We start from the raw sequence: 23,245 nt of genomic DNA, 5'->3' as shown, positions 1-23,245 counted from the left end.
TCACGCGAGAAATCGGGGCACTTCAGCAATGGTCTGAACGGGTCCGGGGAGAGCCGGCCGGATCACAGGGATCCGGCCGGCCAACCCGTCAGACCTCTTCGACGCTGCTCGGCTCGCGCCGGGACAGGTCGATTCCGAGCTCCTCCGCCGCGCGGAAGACGTCCTCGTCCGTGTCGCGCATCTCGATGGACATGCCGTCCGAGGACAGCACCTCCACGTTGAGGCAGAGCGACTGCATTTCCTTGATGAGCACCTTGAAGGACTCGGGAATGCCGGGCTCGGGAATGTTCTCGCCCTTGACGATGGCCTCGTAGACCTTCACGCGGCCGGTCACGTCGTCGGACTTGATCGTCAGCAGCTCCTGGAGGGCGTATGCGGCGCCATAAGCTTCAAGGGCCCACACCTCCATTTCACCGAAGCGCTGTCCACCGAACTGAGCCTTACCACCCAGCGGCTGCTGGGTGATCATGGAGTACGGACCCGTCGAACGAGCGTGGAGCTTGTCGTCGACGAGGTGGTGGAGCTTGAGGATGTACATGAAGCCGACCGAGACCGGCTCGGGGAACGGCTCGCCGGAGCGGCCGTCGAACAGGTTGGCCTTGCCCGAGGACTGGACCAGCCGGTCGCCGTCGCGGTTCGGGATCGTGGCCTGGAAGAGGCCGGTGATCTCGTCCTCGCGGGCACCGTCGAAGACCGGGGTCGCGACGTTGGTGCCGGGGGCGACCTGGTCGGCGCCGATGGTCTGCAGGCGCTTGGCCCACTCGTCACCGAGGCCGGAGACGTCCCAGCCGCGGCTGGCGAGCCAGCCGAGGTGGATCTCCAGGACCTGTCCCGGGTTCATTCGGGACGGGACACCCAGCGGGTTGAGGATGATGTCGACCGGGGTGCCGTCCTCCAGGAACGGCATGTCCTCGATCGGCAGGATCTTCGAGATGACGCCCTTGTTGCCGTGACGGCCGGCGAGCTTGTCACCATCGGTGATCTTGCGCTTCTGCGCGACGTAGACGCGCACCAGCTGGTTCACGCCCGGCGGCAGCTCGTCGCCCTCTTCGCGGTCGAAGACGCGGACGCCGATGACCTTGCCGATCTCACCGTGCGGCACCTTCAGCGAGGTGTCGCGCACTTCGCGCGCCTTCTCACCGAAGATCGCGCGGAGCAGGCGCTCCTCGGGGGTCAGCTCGGTCTCGCCCTTGGGCGTGACCTTGCCGACGAGGATGTCACCGGCGACGACCTCGGCACCGATACGGATGATGCCGCGCTCGTCGAGGTCCGCGAGGACCTCTTCGGAGACGTTCGGGATGTCCCGGGTGATCTCCTCCGGGCCGAGCTTGGTGTCACGGGCGTCGACCTCGTGCTCCTCGATGTGAATCGAGGAGAGGACGTCGTCCTGCACGAGGCGCTGCGACAGGATGATCGCGTCCTCGTAGTTGTGACCCTCCCACGGCATGAACGCCACGAGCAGGTTCTTGCCCAGGGCCATCTCACCGTTCTCGGTGGCCGGACCGTCGGCGAGCACCTGGCCCTCGACCACCCGGTCGCCCTCGGAGACGACGACCTTCTGGTTGACCGAGGTGCCCTGGTTGGAGCGCATGAACTTCGCGATGCGGTACGTGGTGTACGTACCGTCGTCGTTGGTCACGGTGATGTAGTCCGCGGAGACCTCCTGGACCACACCGTCCTTCTCGGCCTTCAGCACGTCACCGGCGTCGGTGGCGCAGCGGTACTCCATGCCGGTGCCGACCAGCGGCGCCTCGGACTTGATGAGCGGCACCGCCTGACGCATCATGTTCGCGCCCATGAGGGCACGGTTGGCGTCGTCGTGCTCCAGGAACGGGATCATCGCGGTGGCGACGGACACCATCTGGCGCGGCGAGACGTCCATGTAGTCGACTTCGGTGCCGGGCACGTAGTCGACCTCTCCGCCACGACGGCGGACCAGGACGCGGGGCTCGGTGAAGCGCAGCTCGTCGGAGAGCGTCGCGTTCGCCTGGGCGATGACGTAACGGTCTTCCTCGTCGGCCGTGACGTAGTCGACCTCGTCGGTGACCTGGCCGTCGACGACCTTGCGGTACGGCGTCTCGATGAAACCGAACGCGTTGACGCGTCCGTACGAGGCGAGCGAACCGATCAGACCGATGTTCGGGCCTTCAGGGGTCTCGATCGGGCACATGCGTCCGTAGTGGGACGGGTGCACGTCACGGACCTCGAAGCCGGCCCGCTCACGGGAGAGACCACCCGGGCCGAGCGCCGACAGGCGGCGCTTGTGGGTGAGACCCGACAGCGGGTTGTTCTGGTCCATGAACTGCGACAGCTGGCTGGTGCCGAAGAACTCCTTGATGGAGGCGACGACCGGCCGGATGTTGATCAGGGTCTGCGGCGTGATGGCCTCGACGTCCTGAGTCGTCATGCGCTCACGCACGACGCGCTCCATCCGCGCCAGGCCCGTACGGACCTGGTTCTGGATGAGCTCGCCGACGTTGCGCAGACGACGGTTGCCGAAGTGGTCGATGTCGTCGGTCTCGACGACGATCGAACGGCCGGACTCACCGACGGTCTCGGTCTCCCCGGCGTGCAGCTTCACCAGGTACTTGATGGTCGCGATGATGTCGTCGCTGGTGAGGACACCGGCGTCGAGCGGCTCGTCCGCGCCGAGCTTCTTGTTCACCTTGTAGCGGCCGACCTTCGCGAGGTCGTAGCGCTTCGGGTTGAAGTAGAGGTTCTCGAGCAGCGTCTGAGCAGCTTCGCGGGTGGGCGGCTCGCCCGGACGCAGCTTGCGGTAGATGTCGAGCAGTGCGTCGTCCTGGCCCTGGGTGTGGTCCTTCTCCAGGGTGGCGCGCATCGACTCGTACTCGCCGAACTCCTCCAGGATCTGCTCGGTGGTCCAGCCGAGAGCCTTGAGGAGGACGGTGACGGACTGCTTGCGCTTGCGGTCGATGCGGACACCGACCATGTCGCGCTTGTCGATCTCCATCTCCAGCCAGGCACCCCGGGAAGGGATGATCTTGGCGGAGAAGATGTCCTTGTCGGACGTCTTGTCGATCGACGAGTCGAAGTAGACACCCGGCGAGCGGACCAGCTGCGACACGACGACACGCTCGGTGCCGTTGATGACGAAGGTGCCCTTGTTGGTCATGAGCGGAAAATCGCCCATGAAGACCGTCTGGGACTTGATCTCGCCGGTCTCGTTGTTGGTGAACTCGGCCGTGACGAAGAGCGGGGCGGCGAACGTGAAGTCGCGCTCCTTGCACTCGTCGATCGAGTTCTTCGAGGGCTCGAAGCGGTGGTCGCGGAACGTAAGCGACATCGACCCGGAGAAGTCCTCGATCGGTGAAATCTCCTCGAAGATCTCCTCCAGGCCGGACTTGGTGGGGACGTCTTGTCCACTGTCCAGAGCAGCCTCGACGCGAGCCTTCCAGGCGGCGTTACCGAGGAGCCAGTCAAAGCTCTCGGTCTGCAGCGCGAGGAGGTTCGGAACCTCGAGGGGCTCCTTGATCTTTGCAAAAGAGATGCGCAGCGGGGCGGTGCTGGCGCCGTTGTTCGTATTCGCGGTCGAGGCGTTGCGCGAGGCGGCCAAGAGGGGGTCCTTCCGAGGGCTCGGACTCACTACGCGCGTACCGGTCCCAAACTGGACACATGAATAGATGTCCCTTTTCAGGGATGCTCAGTCCACGGTGCACAAAATGGGTATGCCCCTGGTGACGGGCAGGAGGCAGCTAACAGGCAGCGCAAAGGGTCAGTGTAGCCAAGCGGCACACTGATGTCCAGTCGGGGTTCTCAGAGACCCACGTTGCTCTCAACAGCTTGTTCTCAACACCTATGTCTAGCCCTGCATGAGCCGTGCTCTTCTTTACTGCCCTCTTCGCCATCGATCCATGCCTCGGATCCGGATCGATGTGACGACGCGCCTTGAGAATTGCGCGCCTCGTGCGGTTCGTCAAGGCCCCCCAGCCGGGACAGGCCCGGGAGACCCGTACACGCCGCCCCTCGGTGCCGTCCGCGCTCCCCTCCGAGAGGCGCACGGCGAAGATCACCATACTCGTCAGCACGGGAAGAGCAAGGCACCCCCACGGGTACGCCGAAAGGCGATCACCCGTACGGGTGATCGCCTTTCGCGATGTGACGTCCGTGCCTCGCGGCACGGGGGTCCAGACGAGTCAGAAGACTCGCAGGGTCACTTGACCTCGACGGAGGCGCCGGCGCCCTTGAGGGACTCGGCAGCCTTCTCGGCGGCCTCCTTGGCGACCTTCTCGAGGACGGGCTTCGGGGCGCCGTCCACGAGGTCCTTGGCCTCCTTGAGGCCGAGCGAGGTCAGCTCACGCACGACCTTGATGACCTGGATCTTCTTCTCGCCGGCACCCGTGAGGATGACGTCGAACTCGTCCTGCTCGGCCTCGGCCTCGGCGGCGGGGCCACCGGCGGCGGGACCGGCGACGGCGACGGCCGCGGCGGCGGTGACGTCGAACTTCTCCTCGAAGGCCTTAACGAACTCGGAGAGCTCGATGAGGGTGAGCTCCTCGAACTGGGCGAGCAGGTCTTCCTGGCTGAGCTTCGCCATGATGGCGTCCTTCCACTATTCGGCAGGTGCCGGATGTATATGTCGGCGGGCGTACGTGGAGCCCGCTGGACCGCTGAGCGAAATTACTCGGCGGCCTCGGCGGGAGCCGGAGTACCGGCACCGCCCTGCTCTTCCCTCTTGGCGCGAAGCGCTTCCGCGGTGCGGACGAACTTCGACGGCAGAGCCTGGAAGAGCTGCGCAGCCTGAGTCTGCTTGCCCTTCATGGCACCGGCCAGCTTGGCGAGCAGAACCTCGCGGGACTCGAGGTCCGCGAGCTTCTTGAACTCGTCGGCGGACAGCGCCTTGCCATCAAGGACACCGCCCTTGATGACGAGGTTGGGGTTGTCCTTGGCGAAGTCACGAAGACCCTTCGCCGACGTCACCGGGTCACCGGTGACGAAGGCAACCGCCGTCGGACCTGTGAACAGGTCGTCGAGCGTGTCGATCCCGGCCTCGTTGGCCGCAATCTTGGTCAGCGTGTTCTTCACCACGGCGTACTGGGCGTTCTCACCGAGCGAACGGCGCAGCTCCTTGAGCTGGGCCACGGTGAGACCCCGGTACTCGGTCAGCACGGCGGCGTTCGAGCTGCGGAACTGGTCCGCGAGCTCGGCTACCGCGGCAGCCTTGTCGGGCCTTGCCATGAGCGTCGGCCTCCTTCCGGGTGATGAGGACCGCTCAGAAGGGGCCGGAAAAGACGAAACGCCCCAGCACAGGTGCCAGGGCGTAGCTCAACCGCACGAAGTCCGGGAGCTTTCCACAGTCACCTGCGCAGGTCGTCCGTGCTCAACGGATCCTTCGGTTGCTGTTCCCCCTTGCGGGAGTGCAGCAACGACCAGCGGTCTTTGGCTTCTGCAGAAGAATACGCGACCGGGGTCGCGCCGAGCAAATCCGTCCCACTCCGGCTACCGCGGGAGGTTCAGGACGCGCCGCCGGACGCGCCCTGCTGCTGCTTCAGGAGCTCGGAGAAGTCGACGCTGTCGGAGGCCGGCGGCCGCTCGACCGACACCTTGGTGCCGTAGTCGCTGTAGAACACCGTGGAGTTGAGCTCGCCGGTCTTCATCTGGCCGCGCTCTGTCTTCTTCACCAGCAGGTCGTTCTTGTCGACCCAGATGTCGACCTTCTCCGTGCTGATCCCGGCGTCGCTGAGCTGCTTCTTGAACGCGGCGAGCTGGCCGGCGTCCAGCTCGGAGTTCTTCGCGGTCAGCTCGGCCACGTCGACCGTGCCGGAGTAGTGCGTGGCGGCGACACCCCGGACGTCCTCCTGGCCCACCTTCTTCACGTCCCCGGAGGCCAGCAGCGCCTTCACCCCCTGGTCGGGGGTGGTGTTCTGCATCTGGTCCTTCATCACCTCGCCCGAGGCGCCGGAGAGCTCGGCGAGGTCCTCGTAGCTGTAGTTGATCCAGTGCTTGCCACCGGCCTGCTGGGCGAAGGCGTCGCCCATGTTGGCCGCGTAGCCGTCCTTGAAGTAGCGCGCCTGCATCGTGCCGTCGCTGCCGGCCTGCTTCAGGGTGTCCGCCATGGTGCCGCCGGTGTACGTGATCTCCAGGGCGCCGCTGAGGCCGTCGGACCAGTCGATGGCCCCGGTCTGCTTCATGGCCATCGTGCTGCCCATCGTGGTGGTGCCCTCGACCTTCGCCGAATTCGCCCCACCGGTCTTCTTCTGCACCGCGAGCAGTGCGGCGATCGGTTCGGCCTTCGTCGCCGCCGCGCCGCCGCCCTCGCTCTTGCTGTCCGACCCGCCGCAGGCCGCGACCGACGTCAGCGCCGCTGCCACTGCCACGGACAGCCCCACGCGCCGTACGGTACTCGTCCTCATATCCGCTCCCACCCCTTTGTCCGGCTCTCGGTCACCTCACGCTAACGCACGGCTCCGACAGTCACTGGTACGTATCAACGAGGACGGGCCCCGCACCTCGAAAGGTTGCGGGGCCCGTCAATGTCACACGTGACGCGGCGGTCGTACGAGCACGGAGGCTCAGACGGAGGCCGGGTCCTCCTCGACGAGGAGGTTACGGGTGCGGTTGGAGTCCAGCGGGATGCCGGGGCCCATCGTGGTGGCCAGGGTGGCCTTCTTGATGTAGCGGCCCTTGGCGGCGGACGGCTTCAGACGGAGGATCTCGTCCAGCGCCGCTGCGTAGTTCTCCACCAGCTTGGTCTCGTCGAACGAGGTCTTGCCGATGATGAAGTGCAGGTTCGAGTGCTTGTCGACGCGGAACTCGATCTTGCCGCCCTTGATGTCGTTGACAGCCTTCACGACATCGGGGGTGACGGTGCCGGTCTTCGGGTTCGGCATCAGACCACGCGGACCGAGCACGCGGCCCAGGCGGCCGACCTTGCCCATGAGGTCCGGGGTCGCGACGACGGCGTCGAAGTCCAGACGGCCCTTCGCCACCTCGTCGATGAGCTCGTCGGCGCCGACGATGTCGGCGCCCGCGGCTTCCGCGGCCGCAGCACGGTCACCGGTCGCGAAGACCAGGACCCGGGCGGTCTTGCCGGTGCCGTGCGGGAGGTTCACGGTGCCACGGACCATCTGGTCGGCCTTGCGAGGGTCGACACCCAGGGCAAAGGCGACCTCGACGGTGCTGTCGAACTTCGTGGAGGCGGTGTCCTTGGCGATACGGACGGCCTCGAGCGGGGCGTAGTTGCGCGCCCGGTCGATCTTGGCGTCCGCAGCGCGGAGGTTCTTGCTGCGCTTCACTTCTACTCCTGTGGTTTCAGAGTGTGGAGTCGTGGTGCGGACCAGCGCTTGGTCCTACCACTGAGGGCGGTGGGGCTGAATCAGCCTTCGACCGTGATGCCCATGGAACGGGCGGTGCCGGCGATGATCTTCGACGCTGCGTCGAGGTCATTGGCGTTCAGGTCGGGGAGCTTCGTCGTGGCGATCTCGCGGACCTGGGCGGCCGTCAGCTTGGCAACCTTGGTCTTGTGCGGCTCGCCGGAGCCCTTGTCCACACCCGCGGCCTTGAGGATCAGCTTGGCGGCCGGCGGAGTCTTGGTGATGAAGGTGAAGGAGCGGTCGTCGTAGACCGTGATCTCCACCGGCACGACCATGCCACGCTGCGACTCGGTCGCGGCGTTGTAGGCCTTGCAGAACTCCATGATGTTGACGCCGTGCTGACCCAGTGCGGGGCCGACCGGCGGGGCCGGGTTGGCCGCACCGGCGTTGATCTGGAGCTTGATAAGCCCCGTGACCTTCTTCTTCTTGGGAGGCATGTGCTCTCTCCGGGTCCTAGTGAGAGTTTTCGCCGTCATCCGGTCATCCGGATGCAGGCATACCGCACAACGATAACGGGTATAGCTGCGCGACCAAAAACCGAGCAGGTCAGACAGGCTTTGTCAGCCGGTCTGACCTGCTCGGTAGGCATGTGTCCAGAAGCTGGCGGCCCGCTCGGGGCAGTCGCTAGTTCTTCTGGATCTGGTCGAAGCTGAGCTCGACCGGCGTCTCGCGGCCGAAGATCTCGACGAGACCCTTGACCTTCTTCGAGTCGGCGTTGATCTCGTTGATCGTCGCCTGCAGGGTCGCGAACGGGCCGTCGGTGACGGTGACGGAGTCGCCCACCTCGAAGTCCAGCACCTGGACCTCGACCTTGCGGGACGGAGCCGGCTTGCCCTCGGCCTCCGCGGCCTCACGGGCGGCCTTCTCCTCGGCCTCCGGAGCCAGCATCTTGACGATCTCGTCCAGGGTCAGCGGGTACGGGTCGTAGGCGTTGCCCACGAAGCCGGTGACACCGGGAGTGTTGCGGACGACGCCCCAGGACTCGTTCGTCAGGTCCATGCGCACCAGGACGTAACCCGGGAGCTTGTTCTGACGGACGTTCTTGCGCTCGCCGTTCTTGATCTGGACGATTTCCTCCTCAGGCACCTCGGCCTGATAGATGAACTCCTCCACGTTCAGCGAGACGGCGCGCTGCTCCAGGTTGGCCTTCACACGCTTCTCGTAACCGGCGTACGTGTGGATGACGTACCACTCGCCCGGCAGAGTGCGCAGTTCCTCGCGCAGGGCCGTGACGGTGTCGACGGGGGCGGCCGGCTCGGCCTCCTCCTCGTCCGCCTCGTCGGCGGCTTCCTCGGCGTCGGCCTCTTCGTCGTCCGCGGCGGTCTCGGCCTCGGCGGTCTCTTCGTCGGCGCTCTCGGCCTCGGCGTCAACGGCGTCGGCCACTGCGGCCTCGTCGGCGGGCTCGGAGTGCACTGCGGCCTGCTCGGCGGGCTCGCCCGCCGCCTTGTCGGCAGCTTCAGCCTGGTCCGGCTCCACAGCGTCCGCCGCCTCGACGATGTCGAGCTCGTCCTCGGCGGACTCGAAGGCGCCCGCCGTCGGCTCGACGGCGTCGTTCAGGTTCGGGTCAGACACGGTGGCTGCTTCTTCCTGGATACAAATGGGTGGAACATGCGAAAGGGGCGCCCATGAGGCGCCCTCCGCGGGATCAGCCGAAGACGTACTTGATGATCCGCTGGAACCCGAAGTCAATCACGGTCACAAGACCAATCATGACGACTACGAACACAATCACCACTGAGGTGTATGTCGTCAGCTGGTTGCGGGTCGGCCAGACAACCTTGCGGAGCTCGGCCACGATCTGGCGGTAGAAGAGCGCGAGACGGCCCAGAGGGCCCTTCTTGCCGCGCTTGCCGCCCTTCCGGGTCTTCTTCTTCGACTCGGGGACTTCATCCTCGGCATCAGGCATGTCGATGGAGCCCACGGCGTCCGTCACGCTTCTCACCTGATTCCGGGTCATGGCCGTGCCGCGCCCGGTGGAGCCGCACGGCGATGCATTTAAGTACGTACATGCGCACACATCCTGGCGAAGGAGTGTGTAGCAGGGCCGGAGGGACTTGAACCCCCAACCGCTGGTTTTGGAGACCAGTGCTCTACCAATTGAGCTACGACCCTTTGTGGTTTCCACCAACCTACCGCATGCTCCCGGATGTCCCGAGTGCAGGAACGGTGCGGCTGGTGAAGGCCAACGACAGGTGAGTGTACGTGCTCAGCGGCCCTGCGTCGAACAGATAGCTCCCGACCGGTCCTGTCCGATGCCGTCCGGTTGTTTGTCCGCATCCTGTCCGAGTGCTGTCCGGTCCCTGAAACCGCTGTGCCGACACGGAATAGGGTCTGGGAGCATGGAGGGCATGAGCGCAGCTACTTCTCCCTCCGAGCGCCGGGTCTCCGCCCGCATCGGTGCGATCTCCGAGTCCGCCACCCTCGCCGTCGACGCCAAGGCCAAGGCCCTCAAGGCCGCCGGCCGTCCGGTGATCGGCTTCGGTGCCGGCGAGCCCGACTTCCCGACCCCCGGCTACATCGTCGACGCCGCGGTCGAGGCCTGCCGCAACCCGAAGTACCACCGCTACACCCCGGCCGGCGGGCTCCCCGAGCTCAAGGCCGCCATCGCGGAGAAGACGCTGCGGGACTCCGGCTACGAGGTGGACGCCTCCCAGATCCTGGTGACCAACGGCGGCAAGCAGGCCATCTACGAGGCCTTCGCCGCGATCCTCGACCCGGGCGACGAGGTCATCGTCCCGGCTCCGTACTGGACCACCTACCCCGAGTCGATCCGCCTCGCCGGCGGTGTCCCGGTGGAGGTCGTCGCGGACGAGACCACCGGCTACCGGGTCTCCGTGGAGCAGCTGGAGGCGGCCCGTACCGAGCGTACGAAGGTCGTCCTGTTCGTCTCCCCGTCGAACCCGACCGGCGCGGTCTACGGCGAGGCCGACGCCGAGGCGATCGGCCGCTGGGCCGTCGAGCACGGCCTGTGGGTGCTGACCGACGAGATCTACGAGCACCTGGTCTACGGCGACGCGAAGTTCACCTCGCTGCCGACGATCGTGCCCGAGCTCCGCGACAAGTGCATCGTGGTCAACGGCGTCGCCAAGACGTACGCGATGACCGGCTGGCGCGTGGGGTGGATCGTCGGCCCCAAGGACGTGGTGAAGGCCGCGACCAACCTCCAGTCGCACGCCACGTCCAACGTCTCCAACGTCGCCCAGATCGCCGCGCTGGCCGCCGTCTCCGGGAACCTGGACGCGGTCGCCGAGATGCGTACCGCCTTCGACCGGCGCCGGCAGACCATCGTGCGGATGCTCAACGAGATCGACGGCGTGCTGTGCCCGGAGCCCGAGGGCGCGTTCTACGCGTACCCCTCGGTGAAGGCGCTGCTCGGCAAGGAGATCCGCGGCAGGCGTCCGGCCACCTCGGTGGAGCTGGCGGCGCTCATCCTGGACGAGGCCGAGGTCGCGGTCGTGCCGGGCGAGGCCTTCGGTACGCCGGGCTATCTGCGCCTCTCCTACGCGCTGGGCGACGACGACCTCGTCGAGGGCGTCTCGCGGCTCCAGAAGCTGCTGGGCGAGGCCAAGGCCTGACGCTCCATGCCGCGCATAAGCGGGTTCCCGGCCGAGCCGGGAACCCGCTTATGCGTTCAGGCAAGCGCTCGTTCGATGAATCCGGCTGCCTGGGCAGAGATCCTTGCGGCAGGATCTCGGAGTGACTCCTCCCCCTGCGACAGGGGGCTTCTCAGCCGGCCGATGATCGGCCGCATGACGGACAAGCCCTGCCCGACGCCTTTCGGCACAGAGCGGAGCGTGAAAGCTACAGAAGGTGATCGGTCATGGATCGTGATGTACGGCTGTTGCCCAAGGCCCACCTCCACTTGCATTTCACCGGGTCGATGCGGCCCACGACGCTGCTCGAACTCGCCGACAAGTACGGTGTGCGGCTGCCGGAGGCGCTGACCGGCGGCGAGCCTCCCCGGCTGCGCGCGACGGACGAGCGCGGCTGGTTCCGTTTCCAGCGGCTCTACGACATCGCCAGATCCTGCCTGCGCTCGCCCGAGGACATCCAGCGGCTGGTGCGCGAGGCCGCCCAGGAGGACGTCGCGGACGGCTCCGGCTGGCTGGAGATCCAGGTCGACCCCACCTCGTACGCGCCCCTGCTCGGCGGACTCATCCCGGCGATCGAGATCATCCTGGACGCGGTGGACAGCGCGTCGCGCGCGACGGGGCTGCCGATCCGGGTGGTCATCGCGGCGAACCGGATGAAGCACCCGCTGGACGCCAGGACCCTGGCCCGGCTCGCGGTGCGCTACGCCGACCGGGGCGTCGTCGGGTTCGGGCTCTCCAACGACGAGCGGCGCGGCATGGCCCGCGACTTCGACCGGGCCTTCGCCATCGCCAGGGAGGGCGGCCTGCTGGCGGCCCCGCACGGGGGTGAGCTGGCGGGCCCGTCCAGCGTCCGCGACTGCCTGGACGACCTCGACGCGTCCCGGGTCGGGCACGGGGTGCGGGCCGCCGAGGACCCGCGGCTGCTGCGCAGGCTGGCGGAGCGCGGGGTGACCTGCGAGGTGTGCCCCGCGTCGAACGTGGCCCTCGGCGTCTACGAGAAGCCGTCCGACATCCCGCTGCGCACTCTGTTCGACGCCGGGGTGCCGATGGCGCTCGGCGCGGACGACCCGCTGCTCTTCGGCTCCCGGCTGGCCGCGCAGTACGACCTCGTGCGGCGCCATCACGCCTTCACCGACGAGGAGCTGGCGGAGCTGGCGCGTCAGTCGGTACGGGGTTCGGCGGCGCCGGACGCGGTGCGGGCGGAGCTGCTGGCGGGCGTGGACGACTGGCTGGCGAAGCCGGTGGGCTGAGCGGCCCCCGGCCCGGCCTGCTCCCCGATGCCCCGCAGCAGCGTGCGGGCCACCGACTCGGCGAACGCGTCGAGGGACTGGGGCGGCCCGCCGGTCTCCGTGGCCGCGTAGGCGAAGGCCCGCTGGGCGCAGGCCCCCAGCAGCAGTGACGCGGCCGCGTAGGTGTCGGCGTCGGCCCGCACCCGGCCCGCGGACTGCTCCGCGCGCAGATAGGCGTCCACTCCGCGGATCGGCACGTGGGGGCCGGTACCCATCTCGCGCATCGCCGCGTTGTGACGGTCCCTGAGCCTCGGCTCGGCGTACAGGGACGCCGCGATCGGAAAGCTCTGCTCGTAGAAGAGGGCGGCCTCGCGGGCGATCTCGGTGAGGTTCCGCTCGACCGTCCGTTCCCCCTCGCCCGGATCGGCGATCAGCCGCTTCAGGATTCCGTCGACCTTGGGCAGCCGTTCCTTCAGGACCACCACGAAGAGCTCCTCCTTGCTCGGGAAGTGCTTGTAGAGCGCGGCTTCCGAGCAGCCGGCGGCTTTTGCGATCTCCTTGGTGGTGGCGCGGGCCAGGCCGATGGTGAGCATCAGCCGGTGAGCGGCGTCGATGATGCGGGCGCGGGCCGGTTTCTGCTCCATGGGTACTCCAACAGACCTTGACGAGCGGGTGAGTGTTCACTCACTCTAGAGGTGAGTGAATACTTACCCACCCTGGGAGGGTGCGCAATGAGACTCACGGTGTTCGGTGCGACAGGCGGCATCGGTCAGGAGATCGTCCGCCAGGCGGTGGCGGCGGGGCACGAGGTGACGGCGGTGGTGCGCGACCCCGCGCGGCTGACGGTCCCGCTCTCCGACGTGACGGTCCACACGGTGGCCCGGATCGATGACCCGGAGGCGCTGCGCGAGGCGGTCGCGGGGCGCGACGCGGTGCTCTCCGGTCTGGGCTCGCGGGGCCGGAAGGCCGGTGGGATCGCCGAGCGGCTGACCCGCGCTGTGCTGGCGGCGATGGAGGCCGAGGGGACGCGGCGGCTGCTCGTGGTGAGCGCGGCCCCGGTCGCGCCGGAGCCCGCCGACGACCCGCTGATCGACCGGATCATGCTCGGGGCGATCGGCGTGATCCTCAAGGAGGTCTACACGGACCTCGCCGCGATGGAAGCCGCGCTCACGGCCTCCGCGACGGACTGGACGTCCGTACGGCCCCCGAAGCTCACCAACGGCCCGCTGACGGGTACGTACCGGACGGTCTACGGCAGCAACCCGCGCAGCGGCCGGTCCATCTCCCGGGCCGACGTGGCGCACGCGATGCTGGCGCTGGTCGACGACCCGGCGGCGGTGAAGCAGGGCGTGGGCGTGGCGTACTGAGCGGCCGGCCGGTGCCGGATCCGGCTACAGGGTCACGCCCACGGTCACCGGTTCGTTGACCAGCGTGACGCCGAAGGCCTCGTGGACCCCGGCGACGACCTCGCGGGCCAGGGCCAGCAGGTCGTCGGTGCTCGCGGCGCCCCGGTTGGTGAGGGCGAGCGTGTGCTTGGTGGAGATACGGGCCGGGCCGGTGCCGTATCCCTTGGTGAACCCGGCCCGGTCGATGAGCCAGGCCGCCGAGGTCTTGGTGAGTCCCCCGCCCGCGGGGAAGGCGGGGGGCGACACCTCCGGTCCGAGCCGGTCCGCCACTCGGACGAGGAAGGCCTCGAACTGCTCCCTGTCCAGGATCGGGTTGGTGAAGAACGAGCCGGCCGACCAGGTGTCGTGGTCCTCGGGGTCGAGCACCATGCCCTTGCCGGCCCGGAGCCGGAGCACGGTTTCGCGGGCGGCGGCGGCGGGAACGCGCTCGCCCTCCGCGACGCCCATGGCACGGGCCGTTTCGGGGTACTTCAGGGGCGCGGACAGTCCGCCCGCCTCTTCGAGCCCGAAGCGGACGCGCAGCACCACGAAGCGGTCGGGTTCGGCCTTGAAGCGGCTGTGCCGGTACGAGAAGTCGCACTCGGCGTTCGGGATGGTGACCGTCTCGCGGCTGTGCCGGTCGTAGGCGACGACCTCCGTGATGGTGGACGACACCTCCTGCCCGTACGCCCCGACGTTCTGGATCGGTGTCGCTCCGGCGGAGCCGGGGATTCCGGCCAGGCATTCGAGCCCGGCGAGTCCGGCCTCCACGCTGCGGGCGACCGCGTCCGTCCAGACCTCTCCGGCGGCGAGTTCGAGCGTCGCGCCGTCCAGCACGAAACCCTTGGTGGCGATGCGCAGGGCGGTGCCGTCGAAGCCCTTGTCGCCGATGACCAGATTGCTGCCGCCGCCGATGACCAGGAGCGGGGTGCCGCTGTCGTCGGCCGCGCGTACGGCCTCGACCGCTTCGGCGTCGGTCGTCGCGGTGAGGAGCCGGGTGGCGGGGCCGCCCAGCCGGAAGGTGGTCAGGGGGGCGAGGGGCGCGTCGTGGAGTTCCTGCACGGGGACAAGAGTACGGTCCGCTCCCCCGCCGTCATGGCGGGGCCGCGGACCGTATCGGCGTGACAACGCCTCAGGCGGGTACAGGGACCCGCGCCTCGGCCTGGTCGGGCTCCTGCACCGGGGTGGTGACACGGCGCGGGATCAGCAGGGCGACGAGTGCGGCGAGTGCCACCACTCCTGCGCCGATCCAGACCGCGGGAACGGTCCCGTCCGTGAAGGACTGCGGGGTGCTGTAACCGCCCTGCGAGGAGAAGACCGTGGCGAGCACGGCGACCCCGAGGGCGCCGCCGACCTCGCGGAGCGCGTTGTTGGCGCCGGAGGCGATGCCCTGTTCGCCGGGGCGGACGCTGGACATCACCAGACTGGCGGCGGGTGCGAAGTACAGGGCCATTCCGACGCCGCCGACGATCAGTCCGGGCAGCTGCGAGGCGTAGGAGGCGTCGGGGGCCAGCGCCATGGCGAACAGGCCGAGGCCGACGGCTTGGAGGCCGAGCCCGGTCACGACCACCGGGCGGCCGCCGAAGCGGTCGGCGAGCACCCCGGCGATGGGCGCCACCAGCATCGGCATTCCGGTCCAGGGGAGCATCCGCAGACCGGCCTCGGTGGGCGAGTAGCCCAGGACGCCCTGGAGGAACTGACTGAGCAGGAAGATCGAACCGAACATGCCGAGGAACATCAGCAGGCTGGCCATGTTGATCCCGAAGAACGCCCGGTTGCGGAAGAGCCGCATCGGCAGCATCGGGTTCTTGGCGTGGAAGCCGTGGTAGATGAACCCGCCGAGGAGAACGCCGCCCGCGATGAGGGAGGTAAGGACGACGGGGTCGGTCCAGCCCTCGGTGTTGGCGTTCACCAGGCCGTAGACGATCCCGAAGAGCCCGCCGCTGACCAGGAGGGTGCCGGGCACGTCGAGCCGGGAGTCCGGGGCGTACGACTCGGCCAGGCGCAGCCGGGCGAGCGGCAGCAGGATCAGGCCGACCGGGACGTTCAGCCAGAAGATCCACTGCCAGGAGAGGTGTTCGGTGAGGCTGCCGCCGATCAGCGGCCCGCTGGCCACCGCGAGGCCGGTCACAGCGCCGAAGAGGCCAAGCGCGGCGCCTCTGCGGGCGGGCGGCACCGCTGCTGTGAGCAGGGTGAGGGTGAGCGGCATCATGATCGCCGCGCCCACGCCCTGAACCGCGCGGAAGGCGATCAGTTCGTTGATCCCGGGCGAGAGGGCGGCCGCGGCGGAGGCGGCGGTGAAGACGGAGAGTCCGATGCCGAAGAGTCTGCGTCTGCCGAACCGGTCGCCGAGGGAGGCGCCGAACATCAGCAGAACGGCGAAGGTGAGGGTGTAGGCGTTCACCGTCCATTCGAGCTCTTCCAGCTCGCCGCCGAGGCTGGCGCGGATGGACGGCAGCGCGGTGGTGACGACGAGGTTGTCGAGGGCGGCCATGAAGCTGGCCACGCTGGTGATGACGAGGGCCCAGACCGCTCCCGAGCGGCCTTTCGTCTGCTGGGTCACTGCTCCCCCTGAGGGTTAGTTATTGATTACTAACTTTTCTGGGCAGAAATTCGGGCCGGACACGGGGCTCTCACTGGTCAGGCCGTCGGCCTGGCGGATTCGTAGAACCCGGACCAGATCCGGTGACCGGCCGGATAACCGAGTGAGGTCAGGGTGTTGATGAGCATGCCGTACGCGAGAAACGAGGTCGCCTCGTCGACATCGGCGCCGAGCGCGAGGGAGATGTCGTCGAACATCTCCAGCCAGCCGGCCCGCAACGAGTCGCCGAACTCGTGGTCACCCGCGGCCTCCGCCGCCGCGACGGCCGCGTACATCTGCATCTGCATCAGCAGCCGGTCGGGGTCGTCGATGATCAGGTGCTGATACGCGGCGGCCATGGCCCGCAGCGCCTTGTCGCCTTCGAGCCCCTCGGCGGCCTCGGCGAAGACCTGGCGGGTGTCCACCAGGCACCTCTCGGCGGCGGCGAGGAACATGGCCTGCTTGTTGGGGAAGAGCCGGAACAGATAGGGCTGCGAGACGCCCACGCGTCTGGCGATCACTTCGGTGGATGTCGCGCTGTACCCGCCGCGGGCGAACTCGGTGATCGCCGCCCGGATGACGCTTTCGCGCCGCTCGTCTGCACTCATCCTTACCATGCGGGCTAAGTTAGTACTCAATCACTAACTTGGTCAACCGGGATGGCACGACCGCTCATGCGTAGGGGCACGGCCCCATGGACCAGGCCGCCCATATGTAAGGGGCACGGCCCCATGGACCGTGCCCCTTACGACACCCGGCTCCGGACGGCGTCAGCCGAGCTGGATCACGGCGCGGGACATGCCCAGCACCTTCTTGCCGTCACTCATCGCCGTCAGGTCGACCCGTACCCGCTTGTCGTCCAGCAGGGCGGCCACCTTGCCGCTGACCTCGATCAGGGCGCCCTCGTCGTCATTGGGCACGACGACCGGCTTGGTGAACCGCACCCCGTACTCGACGACCGCACCGGGGTCGCCGGTCCAGTCCGTGACCACCCGGATGGCCTCGGCCATCGTGAACATGCCGTGCGCGATCACGTCCGGCAGTCCGACCTCGCGGGCGAACTTCTCGTTCCAGTGGATCGGGTTGAAGTCGCCGGAGGCGCCCGCGTACTGCACCAGCGCCGCCCGGGTGACCGGGAACGACTGCGCCGGCAGCTCCGTACCGACCTCGACCGACCCGTAAGTCACCTTCGCCGTCATCACGCCTCCTCGGCGGCACGCGCCACCAGCTTCGTCCACGCCGTCACGACGTGCTCGCCGGACTCGTCGTGGACCTCGCCGCGGACGTCCAGGATGTCGTTGCCCGCCATGGACTTGACCGCCTCGATGGTCGACGTGACCGTCAGCCGGTCCCCCGCCCGCACCGGGCGGACGTAGACGAACTTCTGGTCGCCGTGCACCACCCGGCTGTAGTCCAGGCCCAGCTGCGGGTCCTGCACGACCTGCCCCGCCGCCTTGAAGGTGATCGAGAACACGAACGTCGGCGGCGCGATCACATCGCTGTGACCGAGCGCCCTGGCCGCCTCGGGGTCGACGTACGCGGGATTGGCGTCGCCGACCGCCTCGGCGAACTCCCGGATCTTCTCCCGGCCGACCTCGTAAGGCGCGGTGGGCGGATAGGTCCGCCCGACGAAGGACTGGTCGAGCGCCATGAGCTCGCAACCTCCTGATGAAAGACGAATGGGCCGAAGTACAGCCCTATACAACGACACGAGGCCGCCCCCAACGGGGACGGCCTCGTGTACGAGCCTGATTCAGCGCGTTTCGCGGTGCGCGGTGTGCGAGTTGCAGCGCGGGCAATGCTTCTTCATCTCAAGACGGTCCGGGTTGTTACGCCGGTTCTTCTTGGTGATGTAGTTCCGCTCCTTGCACTCCACGCAGGCCAGCGTGATCTTCGGGCGGACGTCGGTGGCAGCCACGTGAGTGCTCCTTGGACGGACGGTGGACGGATGAACGCAAAAAAAGAGTAGCCGATCGGAGGACCGACCCCACAATCGGCTACTGTTAGTAGCGGTGACCGGACTTGAACCGGTGACACAGCGATTATGAGCCGCTTGCTCTACCGACTGAGCTACACCGCTTTGATGAGTGAGTCCCCCCGCCGAAGCGGGGATTCCCCATCACCAGAGCCCCAATGCGGAATCGAACCGCAGACCTTCTCCTTACCATGGAGACGCTCTACCGACTGAGCTATTGGGGCGAGCGATGAAGACATTACACGCTCGGTCGCCGATCGCCCAAATCCGTTTCGAAGCCCCATCCCGAGCCCCCGATCGGCACCGCCCCGAACCCTTGATCAGCCGCTCGTCCGGCACTTGATCAGCGGTTCGGCAGCCACCGGACCACCTCCCGCCCCAGCGTGCGCTCCGGCCTCACGCACCCCTCCGGACGACACCGGTACGACTATTCAGCTCCTCCTCGAACCCGACACATCACACCTCTAGGCTCGACTCACTCTGCGTGATCCTGCCCCCTTCCCTGGAGCGCGATGCCCGACAGCCGGCCGCGGCCGCCAGACGACCACGCCGCCGACGCGGCCAACGGCCGGGAGAGCTCCGCGCTGACGCTCCGCGGCGCCCGTCTCACCGACGGCCGCATCGTGGACGTACGGGTCGCAGACGGCCGTATCGAGGCCGTCGGCACCGCGGGCAGCCTCTCCGTACCCGGCGCGCGCATCGATCTGCGCGGCCACCTGCTGCTGCCCGCGCCCGCCGAGCCGCACGCCCACAGCGACACCGCGCTCACAGCCGACGGCGCCCGACCGGGCGCTCCGGGACCGGCCTCGCAACGCCCCGAGGACATCCAGCAGCGCGCCACCGAGGCCGCGTTGCTGCAACTCGGCCACGGCGCGACCGCGCTCCGGTCGCACGTGCGGATCGGCGACGTACAGGGCCTCGCCGCTCTCGAAGCCGTCCTCCAGGCACGCCGCTCGCTGCGCGGACTCGCCGATCTGACACCGGTCGCCATGCCCCGGCTGCTCACCGGCATCGCCGGCGCCGACGGCCTGGCCATGCTCCGCGACGCGGTGAAGATGGGGGCGGGCGCGGTCGGCGGCTGCCCCGATCTCGACCCGGACCCGACGGGATACGCGGAAGCCGTCCTGGAGATCGCCGCGGAGCACGGCTGCCCCGTCGATCTGCACACGGACAGTGACGACCCGGCCTGCCTGGCCCGGCTCGCGGCCATGGCGGGCGGACTGCGGCAAGGGGTCGCCATCGGCCCCTGCGCCGGCCTCTCGCGGCTCACCCGGGAGGCCGCGGGCCGCGCCGCCGACCAGCTCGCCGCGTCCGGGGTGACGGTGATCTGTCTGCCCCAGGGCGGCTGCTGCGGAGTGGAGCGCCGGGGCACCGCCCCCGTACGGCTGCTGCGGGCGGCCGGGGTGCGGGTCGCGGCGGGCAGCGGGGCGCTGCGGGACCTCGCCAACCCGGTCGGACGGGGCGACCCGCTGGAGGCCGCCTTCCTGCTGGCCTCGCAGAACGGGCTGCGGGCCGAGCACGCCTACGAGGCGGTGTCCGCGGAGGCCAGGCGGGCGATGGGGCTGCCCGAGGTGCGGATCGAGGCGGGCTTCCCGGCCGAACTGCTCGCCGTGCGCGGCGAACAGCTCACCGGGGTGCTCTCACTGGCGTACAGCCGGATCGTGGTGCACCGCGGCCGGGTGGTGGCCCGGACCAGCGCGGTACGCGAGTACTGCGACTCCGAGACGGGCGGCGGGCCCGGACTCCCCCGCCAGGGACGACCGGAATCCGGCCCCGGCGGCGGGCCCTGAGCGCGCCTCGGCGCTCTCAGGCGTACCGTCGTGACCATGCGCATTGTCATCGCAGGTGGACATGGTCAGATCGCGCTGCGGCTGGAGCGGCTGCTCGCTGCGCGCGGGGACGAGGCGGCGGGCATCATCCGCGATCCCGGACAGAGTGACGCCCTCCGGGCGGTCGGCGCCGAACCGGTGGTCCTGGATCTGGAATCGGCCACCGTCGAGGAAACCGCGGAGGTGCTGCGCGGCGCCGACGCGGTGGTCTTCGCGGCCGGCGCGGGCCCGAACAGCGGCAAGGACCGCAAGGACACGGTGGACCGCGGGGCCGCGGTGCTCTTCGCGGACGCGGCGCAGCTGGCGGGGGTGCGGCGTTACGTCGTGGTCTCGGCCATGGGCGCCGACCCCGACCACCCCGGCGACGAGGTGTTCGACGTGTACCTGCGGGCCAAGGGTGCGGCGGACGCGTACGTGCGCTCCAGGACGGCGCTCGACTGGACGATCCTGCGCCCCGGCATGCTGACCAACGACGCGGGCACCGGTCAGGTGCTGCTCGCCGCGTCGACCGGCCGCGGCCCGGTGCCGCGCGACGACGTCGCGGCGGCGATCGTGGAGCTGCTGGACACCCCGGCGACGGCGGGCCTGACCCTGGAGCTGATCTCGGGCAATGTGCCGGTGACGGTCGCGGTGAAGGACGTCGCGGGGAACTGACGCGGGCCCCGGGGGCGGCGGATCCGCAGCCCCCGTCAGCCGCCCGGTGCCGGACGTACGGTGATGCCGTGCCGCTCCAGCAGGGCGGCGGTGACCCCGTCGCCCTCGCGCAGCTCGCCGGCGAACGTACCGTCATAGACCGTGCCGCGCCCGCACGAAGGGCTGCGGGCCATCAGCAGCGCCTCGGTGCAGCCGGTCCTCCGTGCCGCCTCCAGCGCCCGCCCGGCGCCGTCCAGGAACGCCTCGGTCACGTCGTGCCCGGTGTCGTCCACGACGCGCGCACGGCCGTCCAGCACGTCATGGCCGTCGCCGCCGACGATCTCGGCGGGGCGGCGGGGCGTGGGCAGCCCGGCGGCGACCTCGGGGCAGAAGGACACGGGCCGGCGGTCGCCGATGGCCGCGGCCATCTCCGGTGAGGCCTTGCCCCGGCCGTCGAAGCGGCAGGGCACTCCTTGGAGACAGGCACTGACCAGCACGGATTCCATGTTCACGCCCTTCGTGACGGCACAACAGAGAAGGCCCCCGTCCGAGGACGGGGGCCTTGCTTTGTGGCGGCGCCAGGGTTCGAACCTGGGTAGGCTGAGCCGGCAGATTTACAGTCTGCTCCCTTTGGCCACTCGGGCACACCGCCAAGGGATGCTGCCGCGAGACCCGTCTCTCGACGGTGCTCTGTGGCAACGACGTAAACGATACCTGATGCCCCGGGGTGCTACGCCACTGGATTGACCAGCGGCCCGGACGGGCGCGGGTGGCTAGGCTTCGGTGGGCGGCGTGGTGCCAGCGGGCCCCGCGGCCGCCCCGTAGACATCCCGTTTCCAGCACCCCCGATACAAGGAGCCACACGTCATGGCCGACTCCAGTTTCGACATCGTCTCGAAGGTCGAGCGGCAGGAGGTCGACAACGCCCTCAACCAGGCCGCCAAGGAGATCTCGCAGCGTTACGACTTCAAGGGCACCGGCGCCTCGATCTCCTGGTCCGGCGAGAAGATCCTCATGGAGGCCAGCGGCGAGGAGCGGGTCAAGGCGATCCTCGACATCTTCCAGTCCAAGCTGATCAAGCGCGGTATCTCACTGAAGTCGCTGGACGTGGGCGAGCCCCAGCTGTCCGGCAAGGAGTACAAGCTCTTCGCCACCATCGAGGAGGGCATCTCCCAGGAGAACGCCAAGAAGGTCGCGAAGATCATTCGCGACGAGGGCCCCAAGGGCGTCAAGGCGCTGGTCCAGGGTGACGAGCTGCGGGTCAGCTCGAAGAGCCGGGACGACCTGCAGGCCGTTCAGGCGCTGCTGAAGGGCCAGGACTTCGACTTCGCCGTGCAGTACGCGAACTACCGGTAGGACGCGGCGGTCCGGGCGCGGAGCGGAATACGCTGTTCCGCGCCCGGACGTCATGTCCGAATACCGCCGGTAGCGGCGGTGCGGGCGACGCAGACTGGTCCGTGGCGGCCGGTGGTCCGGCTGCCGGCCGGACGAGGAGAGGGACGAGCCATGACCATGTACGCGACGGTCGACAGCCCGCTGGGCGAACTGCTGTTGGTCGGCGAGAAGGCCGCGGGACCGGCCGGCGACGGGGTCGCGCTCGTCTCGCTCTCCCTGCCGGGCCAGAAGGGCGCGGCGGTCGTCCAGGACGGCTGGAGCCGCGAGCCCGGGGCCTTCGCGGGAATCGCCGCGCAGCTGCGGGAGTACTTCGAGGGGCGGCGGACCCGCTTCGACATCGTCCTCGCGGACGGCCGGGGCACCGAGTTCCAGCGCCGGGTGTGGGCCGCGCTGGACGACGTCCCCTACGGGGAGACGGTGTCGTACGGCCAGATCGCCGAGCGGGTCGGCGCCTCCGGGGCGGGGGTACGGGCCGTGGGCACGGCGATCGGGCGCAATCCGCTGCTGGTCGTGCGGCCGTGTCACCGGGTGATCGGCGCGGACGGGGCGCTGCGCGGCTACGCGGGCGGCCTGGAGCGCAAGGAGCGGCTTCTGGGGCTTGAGGGCGCCCTGGCGGTGAGCTGATGACCGGGCTCTTCCCCAGGCCGCGGGCACAGGTCGCGCCGGGGGCCGTGCACGTCCCCGACTGGCTGTCCGCGGAGCGGCAGCGGGAGTTGGTGACGGCGTGCCGGGAGTGGGCGCGCGGGCCCGTGCCGCTACGGCACACGGCGTTGCCGGGCGGCGGGTTGATGTCCGTACGGAGTGTGTGCCTGGGGTGGCACTGGCAGCCGTACCGGTACTCCCGTACGGCGGACGACGTGAACGGCGCACCGGTCGCCCCGTTTCCGGAGTGGCTCGGGGAGCTGGGGCGGGCGGCTGTGACGGCGGCCTACGGGCCGGAGAGCCCCGTGCGGACGTACGCGCCGGACACCGCGCTGATCAACTTCTATGACGACGCGGCGCGGATGGGCATGCACCAGGACAAGGAGGAGCGGTCCGGTGCGCCCGTGGTGTCGCTGAGTATCGGTGACACCTGTGTCTTCCGCTTCGGGAACACGGAGAACCGGGGAAGGCCCTACACGGACGTGGAGTTGGCCTCGGGGGATCTGTTCGTCTTCGGCGGGCCGTCGCGTTTCGCGTTCCACGGGGTGCCGAGGATCCGCCCGGGTACGGCCGGTCCCGCGACAGGCATGAGCGGTGGTCGGCTCAATCTGACCCTGCGCGAGACCGGGCTGGACGTCTGAGTGACGGATGC

The 23,245-nt window shown here is 68.9% G+C and carries 24 protein-coding genes and 4 tRNA genes; 8 read left to right on the top strand and 20 right to left on the bottom strand.

Annotation, left to right across the window (positions count from 1 at the left end; genetic code table 11):
* Positions 1-88 precede the first annotated feature (88 nt).
* The 9 genes from rpoB to AB0I52_RS07450 form a co-directional block, all read right to left on the bottom strand.
* Entirely contained in the window at positions 89-3,574 is a 3,486-nt protein-coding gene (rpoB, locus tag AB0I52_RS07490; RefSeq protein WP_363069849.1) for a DNA-directed RNA polymerase subunit beta, read from the bottom strand.
* Between the two features lie 597 nt (positions 3,575-4,171).
* Positions 4,172-4,555, bottom strand: a complete 384-nt coding sequence (gene rplL, locus AB0I52_RS07485) for a 50S ribosomal protein L7/L12 (RefSeq protein WP_103517760.1) — start codon at positions 4,553-4,555, stop codon at positions 4,172-4,174.
* Between the two features lie 83 nt (positions 4,556-4,638).
* Positions 4,639-5,196 (bottom strand): 50S ribosomal protein L10, encoded by a 558-nt coding sequence (gene rplJ / locus AB0I52_RS07480; RefSeq protein WP_363069847.1) that lies wholly within the window; start codon positions 5,194-5,196, stop codon positions 4,639-4,641.
* 275 nt (positions 5,197-5,471) lie between these two features.
* Positions 5,472-6,371, bottom strand: coding sequence for a hypothetical protein (locus AB0I52_RS07475; protein WP_363069845.1), 900 nt, complete (start codon positions 6,369-6,371; stop codon positions 5,472-5,474).
* A 159-nt stretch (positions 6,372-6,530) separates the two neighbouring features.
* Positions 6,531-7,253, bottom strand: a complete 723-nt coding sequence (gene rplA / locus AB0I52_RS07470; RefSeq protein WP_123461041.1) for a 50S ribosomal protein L1 — start codon at positions 7,251-7,253, stop codon at positions 6,531-6,533.
* 80 nt (positions 7,254-7,333) lie between these two features.
* The gene (rplK, locus tag AB0I52_RS07465) at positions 7,334-7,768 is read right to left on the bottom strand and encodes a 50S ribosomal protein L11 (protein WP_024494105.1); all 435 of its coding nucleotides are present in this window, start codon (positions 7,766-7,768) and stop codon (positions 7,334-7,336) included.
* Positions 7,769-7,955: 187 nt separating this feature from the next.
* Entirely contained in the window at positions 7,956-8,903 is a 948-nt protein-coding gene (gene nusG, locus AB0I52_RS07460; RefSeq protein ID WP_363069843.1) for a transcription termination/antitermination protein NusG, read from the bottom strand.
* A 73-nt stretch (positions 8,904-8,976) separates the two neighbouring features.
* Positions 8,977-9,264 carry a preprotein translocase subunit SecE gene (gene secE, locus AB0I52_RS07455; protein ID WP_363069841.1) on the bottom strand — a complete coding sequence of 96 codons (288 nt, stop codon included), beginning with the start codon at positions 9,262-9,264 and terminating at the stop codon, positions 8,977-8,979.
* 106 nt (positions 9,265-9,370) lie between these two features.
* Positions 9,371-9,443 (bottom strand) — tRNA-Trp (locus AB0I52_RS07450).
* A gap of 236 nt (positions 9,444-9,679) precedes the next feature.
* Here AB0I52_RS07450 and AB0I52_RS07445 point away from each other — a divergent pair.
* Positions 9,680-10,906 (top strand): pyridoxal phosphate-dependent aminotransferase, encoded by a 1,227-nt coding sequence (locus AB0I52_RS07445; protein ID WP_363069839.1) that lies wholly within the window; start codon positions 9,680-9,682, stop codon positions 10,904-10,906.
* A 245-nt stretch (positions 10,907-11,151) separates the two neighbouring features.
* The gene (locus AB0I52_RS07440) at positions 11,152-12,174 is read left to right on the top strand and encodes an adenosine deaminase (RefSeq protein WP_363069837.1); all 1,023 of its coding nucleotides are present in this window, start codon (positions 11,152-11,154) and stop codon (positions 12,172-12,174) included.
* On the opposite strand, the gene AB0I52_RS07435 is transcribed toward AB0I52_RS07440, so the two are convergent.
* Positions 12,084-12,797, bottom strand: coding sequence for a TetR/AcrR family transcriptional regulator (locus AB0I52_RS07435; RefSeq protein WP_363069835.1), 714 nt, complete (start codon positions 12,795-12,797; stop codon positions 12,084-12,086). The two genes, AB0I52_RS07440 and AB0I52_RS07435, sit on opposite strands and share 91 nt — an antisense overlap.
* An 87-nt stretch (positions 12,798-12,884) precedes the next feature.
* On the opposite strand from AB0I52_RS07435, the gene AB0I52_RS07430 reads away from it, so the two are divergent.
* On the top strand, positions 12,885-13,520 hold the full coding sequence (locus AB0I52_RS07430; RefSeq protein WP_363069833.1) for an NAD(P)H-binding protein: 636 nt from the start codon (positions 12,885-12,887) through the stop codon (positions 13,518-13,520).
* A gap of 24 nt (positions 13,521-13,544) precedes the next feature.
* On the opposite strand, the gene AB0I52_RS07425 is transcribed toward AB0I52_RS07430, so the two are convergent.
* The 8 genes from AB0I52_RS07425 to AB0I52_RS07390 form a co-directional block, all read right to left on the bottom strand.
* Positions 13,545-14,600 (bottom strand): UDP-N-acetylmuramate dehydrogenase, encoded by a 1,056-nt coding sequence (locus AB0I52_RS07425; protein ID WP_363069831.1) that lies wholly within the window; start codon positions 14,598-14,600, stop codon positions 13,545-13,547.
* A gap of 70 nt (positions 14,601-14,670) precedes the next feature.
* Positions 14,671-16,101, bottom strand: coding sequence for a DHA2 family efflux MFS transporter permease subunit (locus tag AB0I52_RS07420; RefSeq protein ID WP_363069829.1), 1,431 nt, complete (start codon positions 16,099-16,101; stop codon positions 14,671-14,673).
* Positions 16,102-16,178: 77 nt separating this feature from the next.
* The gene (locus AB0I52_RS07415; protein WP_363069827.1) at positions 16,179-16,727 is read right to left on the bottom strand and encodes a TetR/AcrR family transcriptional regulator; all 549 of its coding nucleotides are present in this window, start codon (positions 16,725-16,727) and stop codon (positions 16,179-16,181) included.
* Positions 16,728-16,889: 162 nt separating this feature from the next.
* Positions 16,890-17,318 (bottom strand): MaoC family dehydratase, encoded by a 429-nt coding sequence (locus AB0I52_RS07410; protein ID WP_363069825.1) that lies wholly within the window; start codon positions 17,316-17,318, stop codon positions 16,890-16,892.
* On the bottom strand, positions 17,318-17,770 hold the full coding sequence (locus tag AB0I52_RS07405; RefSeq protein ID WP_363069823.1) for a MaoC family dehydratase N-terminal domain-containing protein: 453 nt from the start codon (positions 17,768-17,770) through the stop codon (positions 17,318-17,320). Before AB0I52_RS07405 ends, AB0I52_RS07410 begins: the two co-directional genes overlap by 1 nt.
* A gap of 102 nt (positions 17,771-17,872) precedes the next feature.
* Entirely contained in the window at positions 17,873-18,037 is a 165-nt protein-coding gene (gene rpmG / locus AB0I52_RS07400; RefSeq protein ID WP_003956487.1) for a 50S ribosomal protein L33, read from the bottom strand.
* Positions 18,038-18,126: 89 nt separating this feature from the next.
* Positions 18,127-18,199: transfer RNA gene (locus tag AB0I52_RS07395), tRNA-Met, on the bottom strand.
* Positions 18,200-18,245: 46 nt separating this feature from the next.
* Positions 18,246-18,318 (bottom strand) — tRNA-Thr (locus AB0I52_RS07390).
* Positions 18,319-18,606: 288 nt separating this feature from the next.
* Here AB0I52_RS07390 and AB0I52_RS07385 point away from each other — a divergent pair.
* Both AB0I52_RS07385 and AB0I52_RS07380 read left to right on the top strand, forming a co-directional pair.
* The gene (locus tag AB0I52_RS07385; protein ID WP_363069821.1) at positions 18,607-19,884 is read left to right on the top strand and encodes an amidohydrolase family protein; all 1,278 of its coding nucleotides are present in this window, start codon (positions 18,607-18,609) and stop codon (positions 19,882-19,884) included.
* A 36-nt stretch (positions 19,885-19,920) separates the two neighbouring features.
* Positions 19,921-20,577 carry an SDR family oxidoreductase gene (locus AB0I52_RS07380; RefSeq protein WP_363069819.1) on the top strand — a complete coding sequence of 219 codons (657 nt, stop codon included), beginning with the start codon at positions 19,921-19,923 and terminating at the stop codon, positions 20,575-20,577.
* Positions 20,578-20,612: 35 nt separating this feature from the next.
* On the opposite strand, the gene AB0I52_RS07375 is transcribed toward AB0I52_RS07380, so the two are convergent.
* Positions 20,613-21,062 (bottom strand): DUF523 domain-containing protein, encoded by a 450-nt coding sequence (locus tag AB0I52_RS07375; RefSeq protein ID WP_363069817.1) that lies wholly within the window; start codon positions 21,060-21,062, stop codon positions 20,613-20,615.
* 64 nt (positions 21,063-21,126) lie between these two features.
* Positions 21,127-21,208: transfer RNA gene (locus AB0I52_RS07370), tRNA-Tyr, on the bottom strand.
* Positions 21,209-21,423: 215 nt separating this feature from the next.
* On the opposite strand from AB0I52_RS07370, the gene AB0I52_RS07365 reads away from it, so the two are divergent.
* From AB0I52_RS07365 to AB0I52_RS07355, 3 genes are all read left to right on the top strand, one after another.
* Positions 21,424-21,912 (top strand): YajQ family cyclic di-GMP-binding protein, encoded by a 489-nt coding sequence (locus AB0I52_RS07365; protein ID WP_363069815.1) that lies wholly within the window; start codon positions 21,424-21,426, stop codon positions 21,910-21,912.
* A gap of 150 nt (positions 21,913-22,062) precedes the next feature.
* Positions 22,063-22,575: a methylated-DNA--[protein]-cysteine S-methyltransferase gene (locus tag AB0I52_RS07360; RefSeq protein ID WP_363069813.1), complete on the top strand. Its 513-nt coding sequence runs from the start codon at positions 22,063-22,065 to the stop codon at positions 22,573-22,575.
* Positions 22,575-23,234 (top strand): alpha-ketoglutarate-dependent dioxygenase AlkB, encoded by a 660-nt coding sequence (locus tag AB0I52_RS07355; protein ID WP_363069811.1) that lies wholly within the window; start codon positions 22,575-22,577, stop codon positions 23,232-23,234. Before AB0I52_RS07360 ends, AB0I52_RS07355 begins: the two co-directional genes overlap by 1 nt.
* Positions 23,235-23,245: the final 11 nt, after the last annotated feature.

It is taken from the genome of Streptomyces sp. NPDC050423, from assembly GCF_040655445.1.
GTDB lineage: Bacteria > Actinomycetota > Actinomycetes > Streptomycetales > Streptomycetaceae > Streptomyces.
Note: the sequence above shows the minus strand (reverse complement) of the source record. Positions and strands in the feature narration are given on the sequence as shown.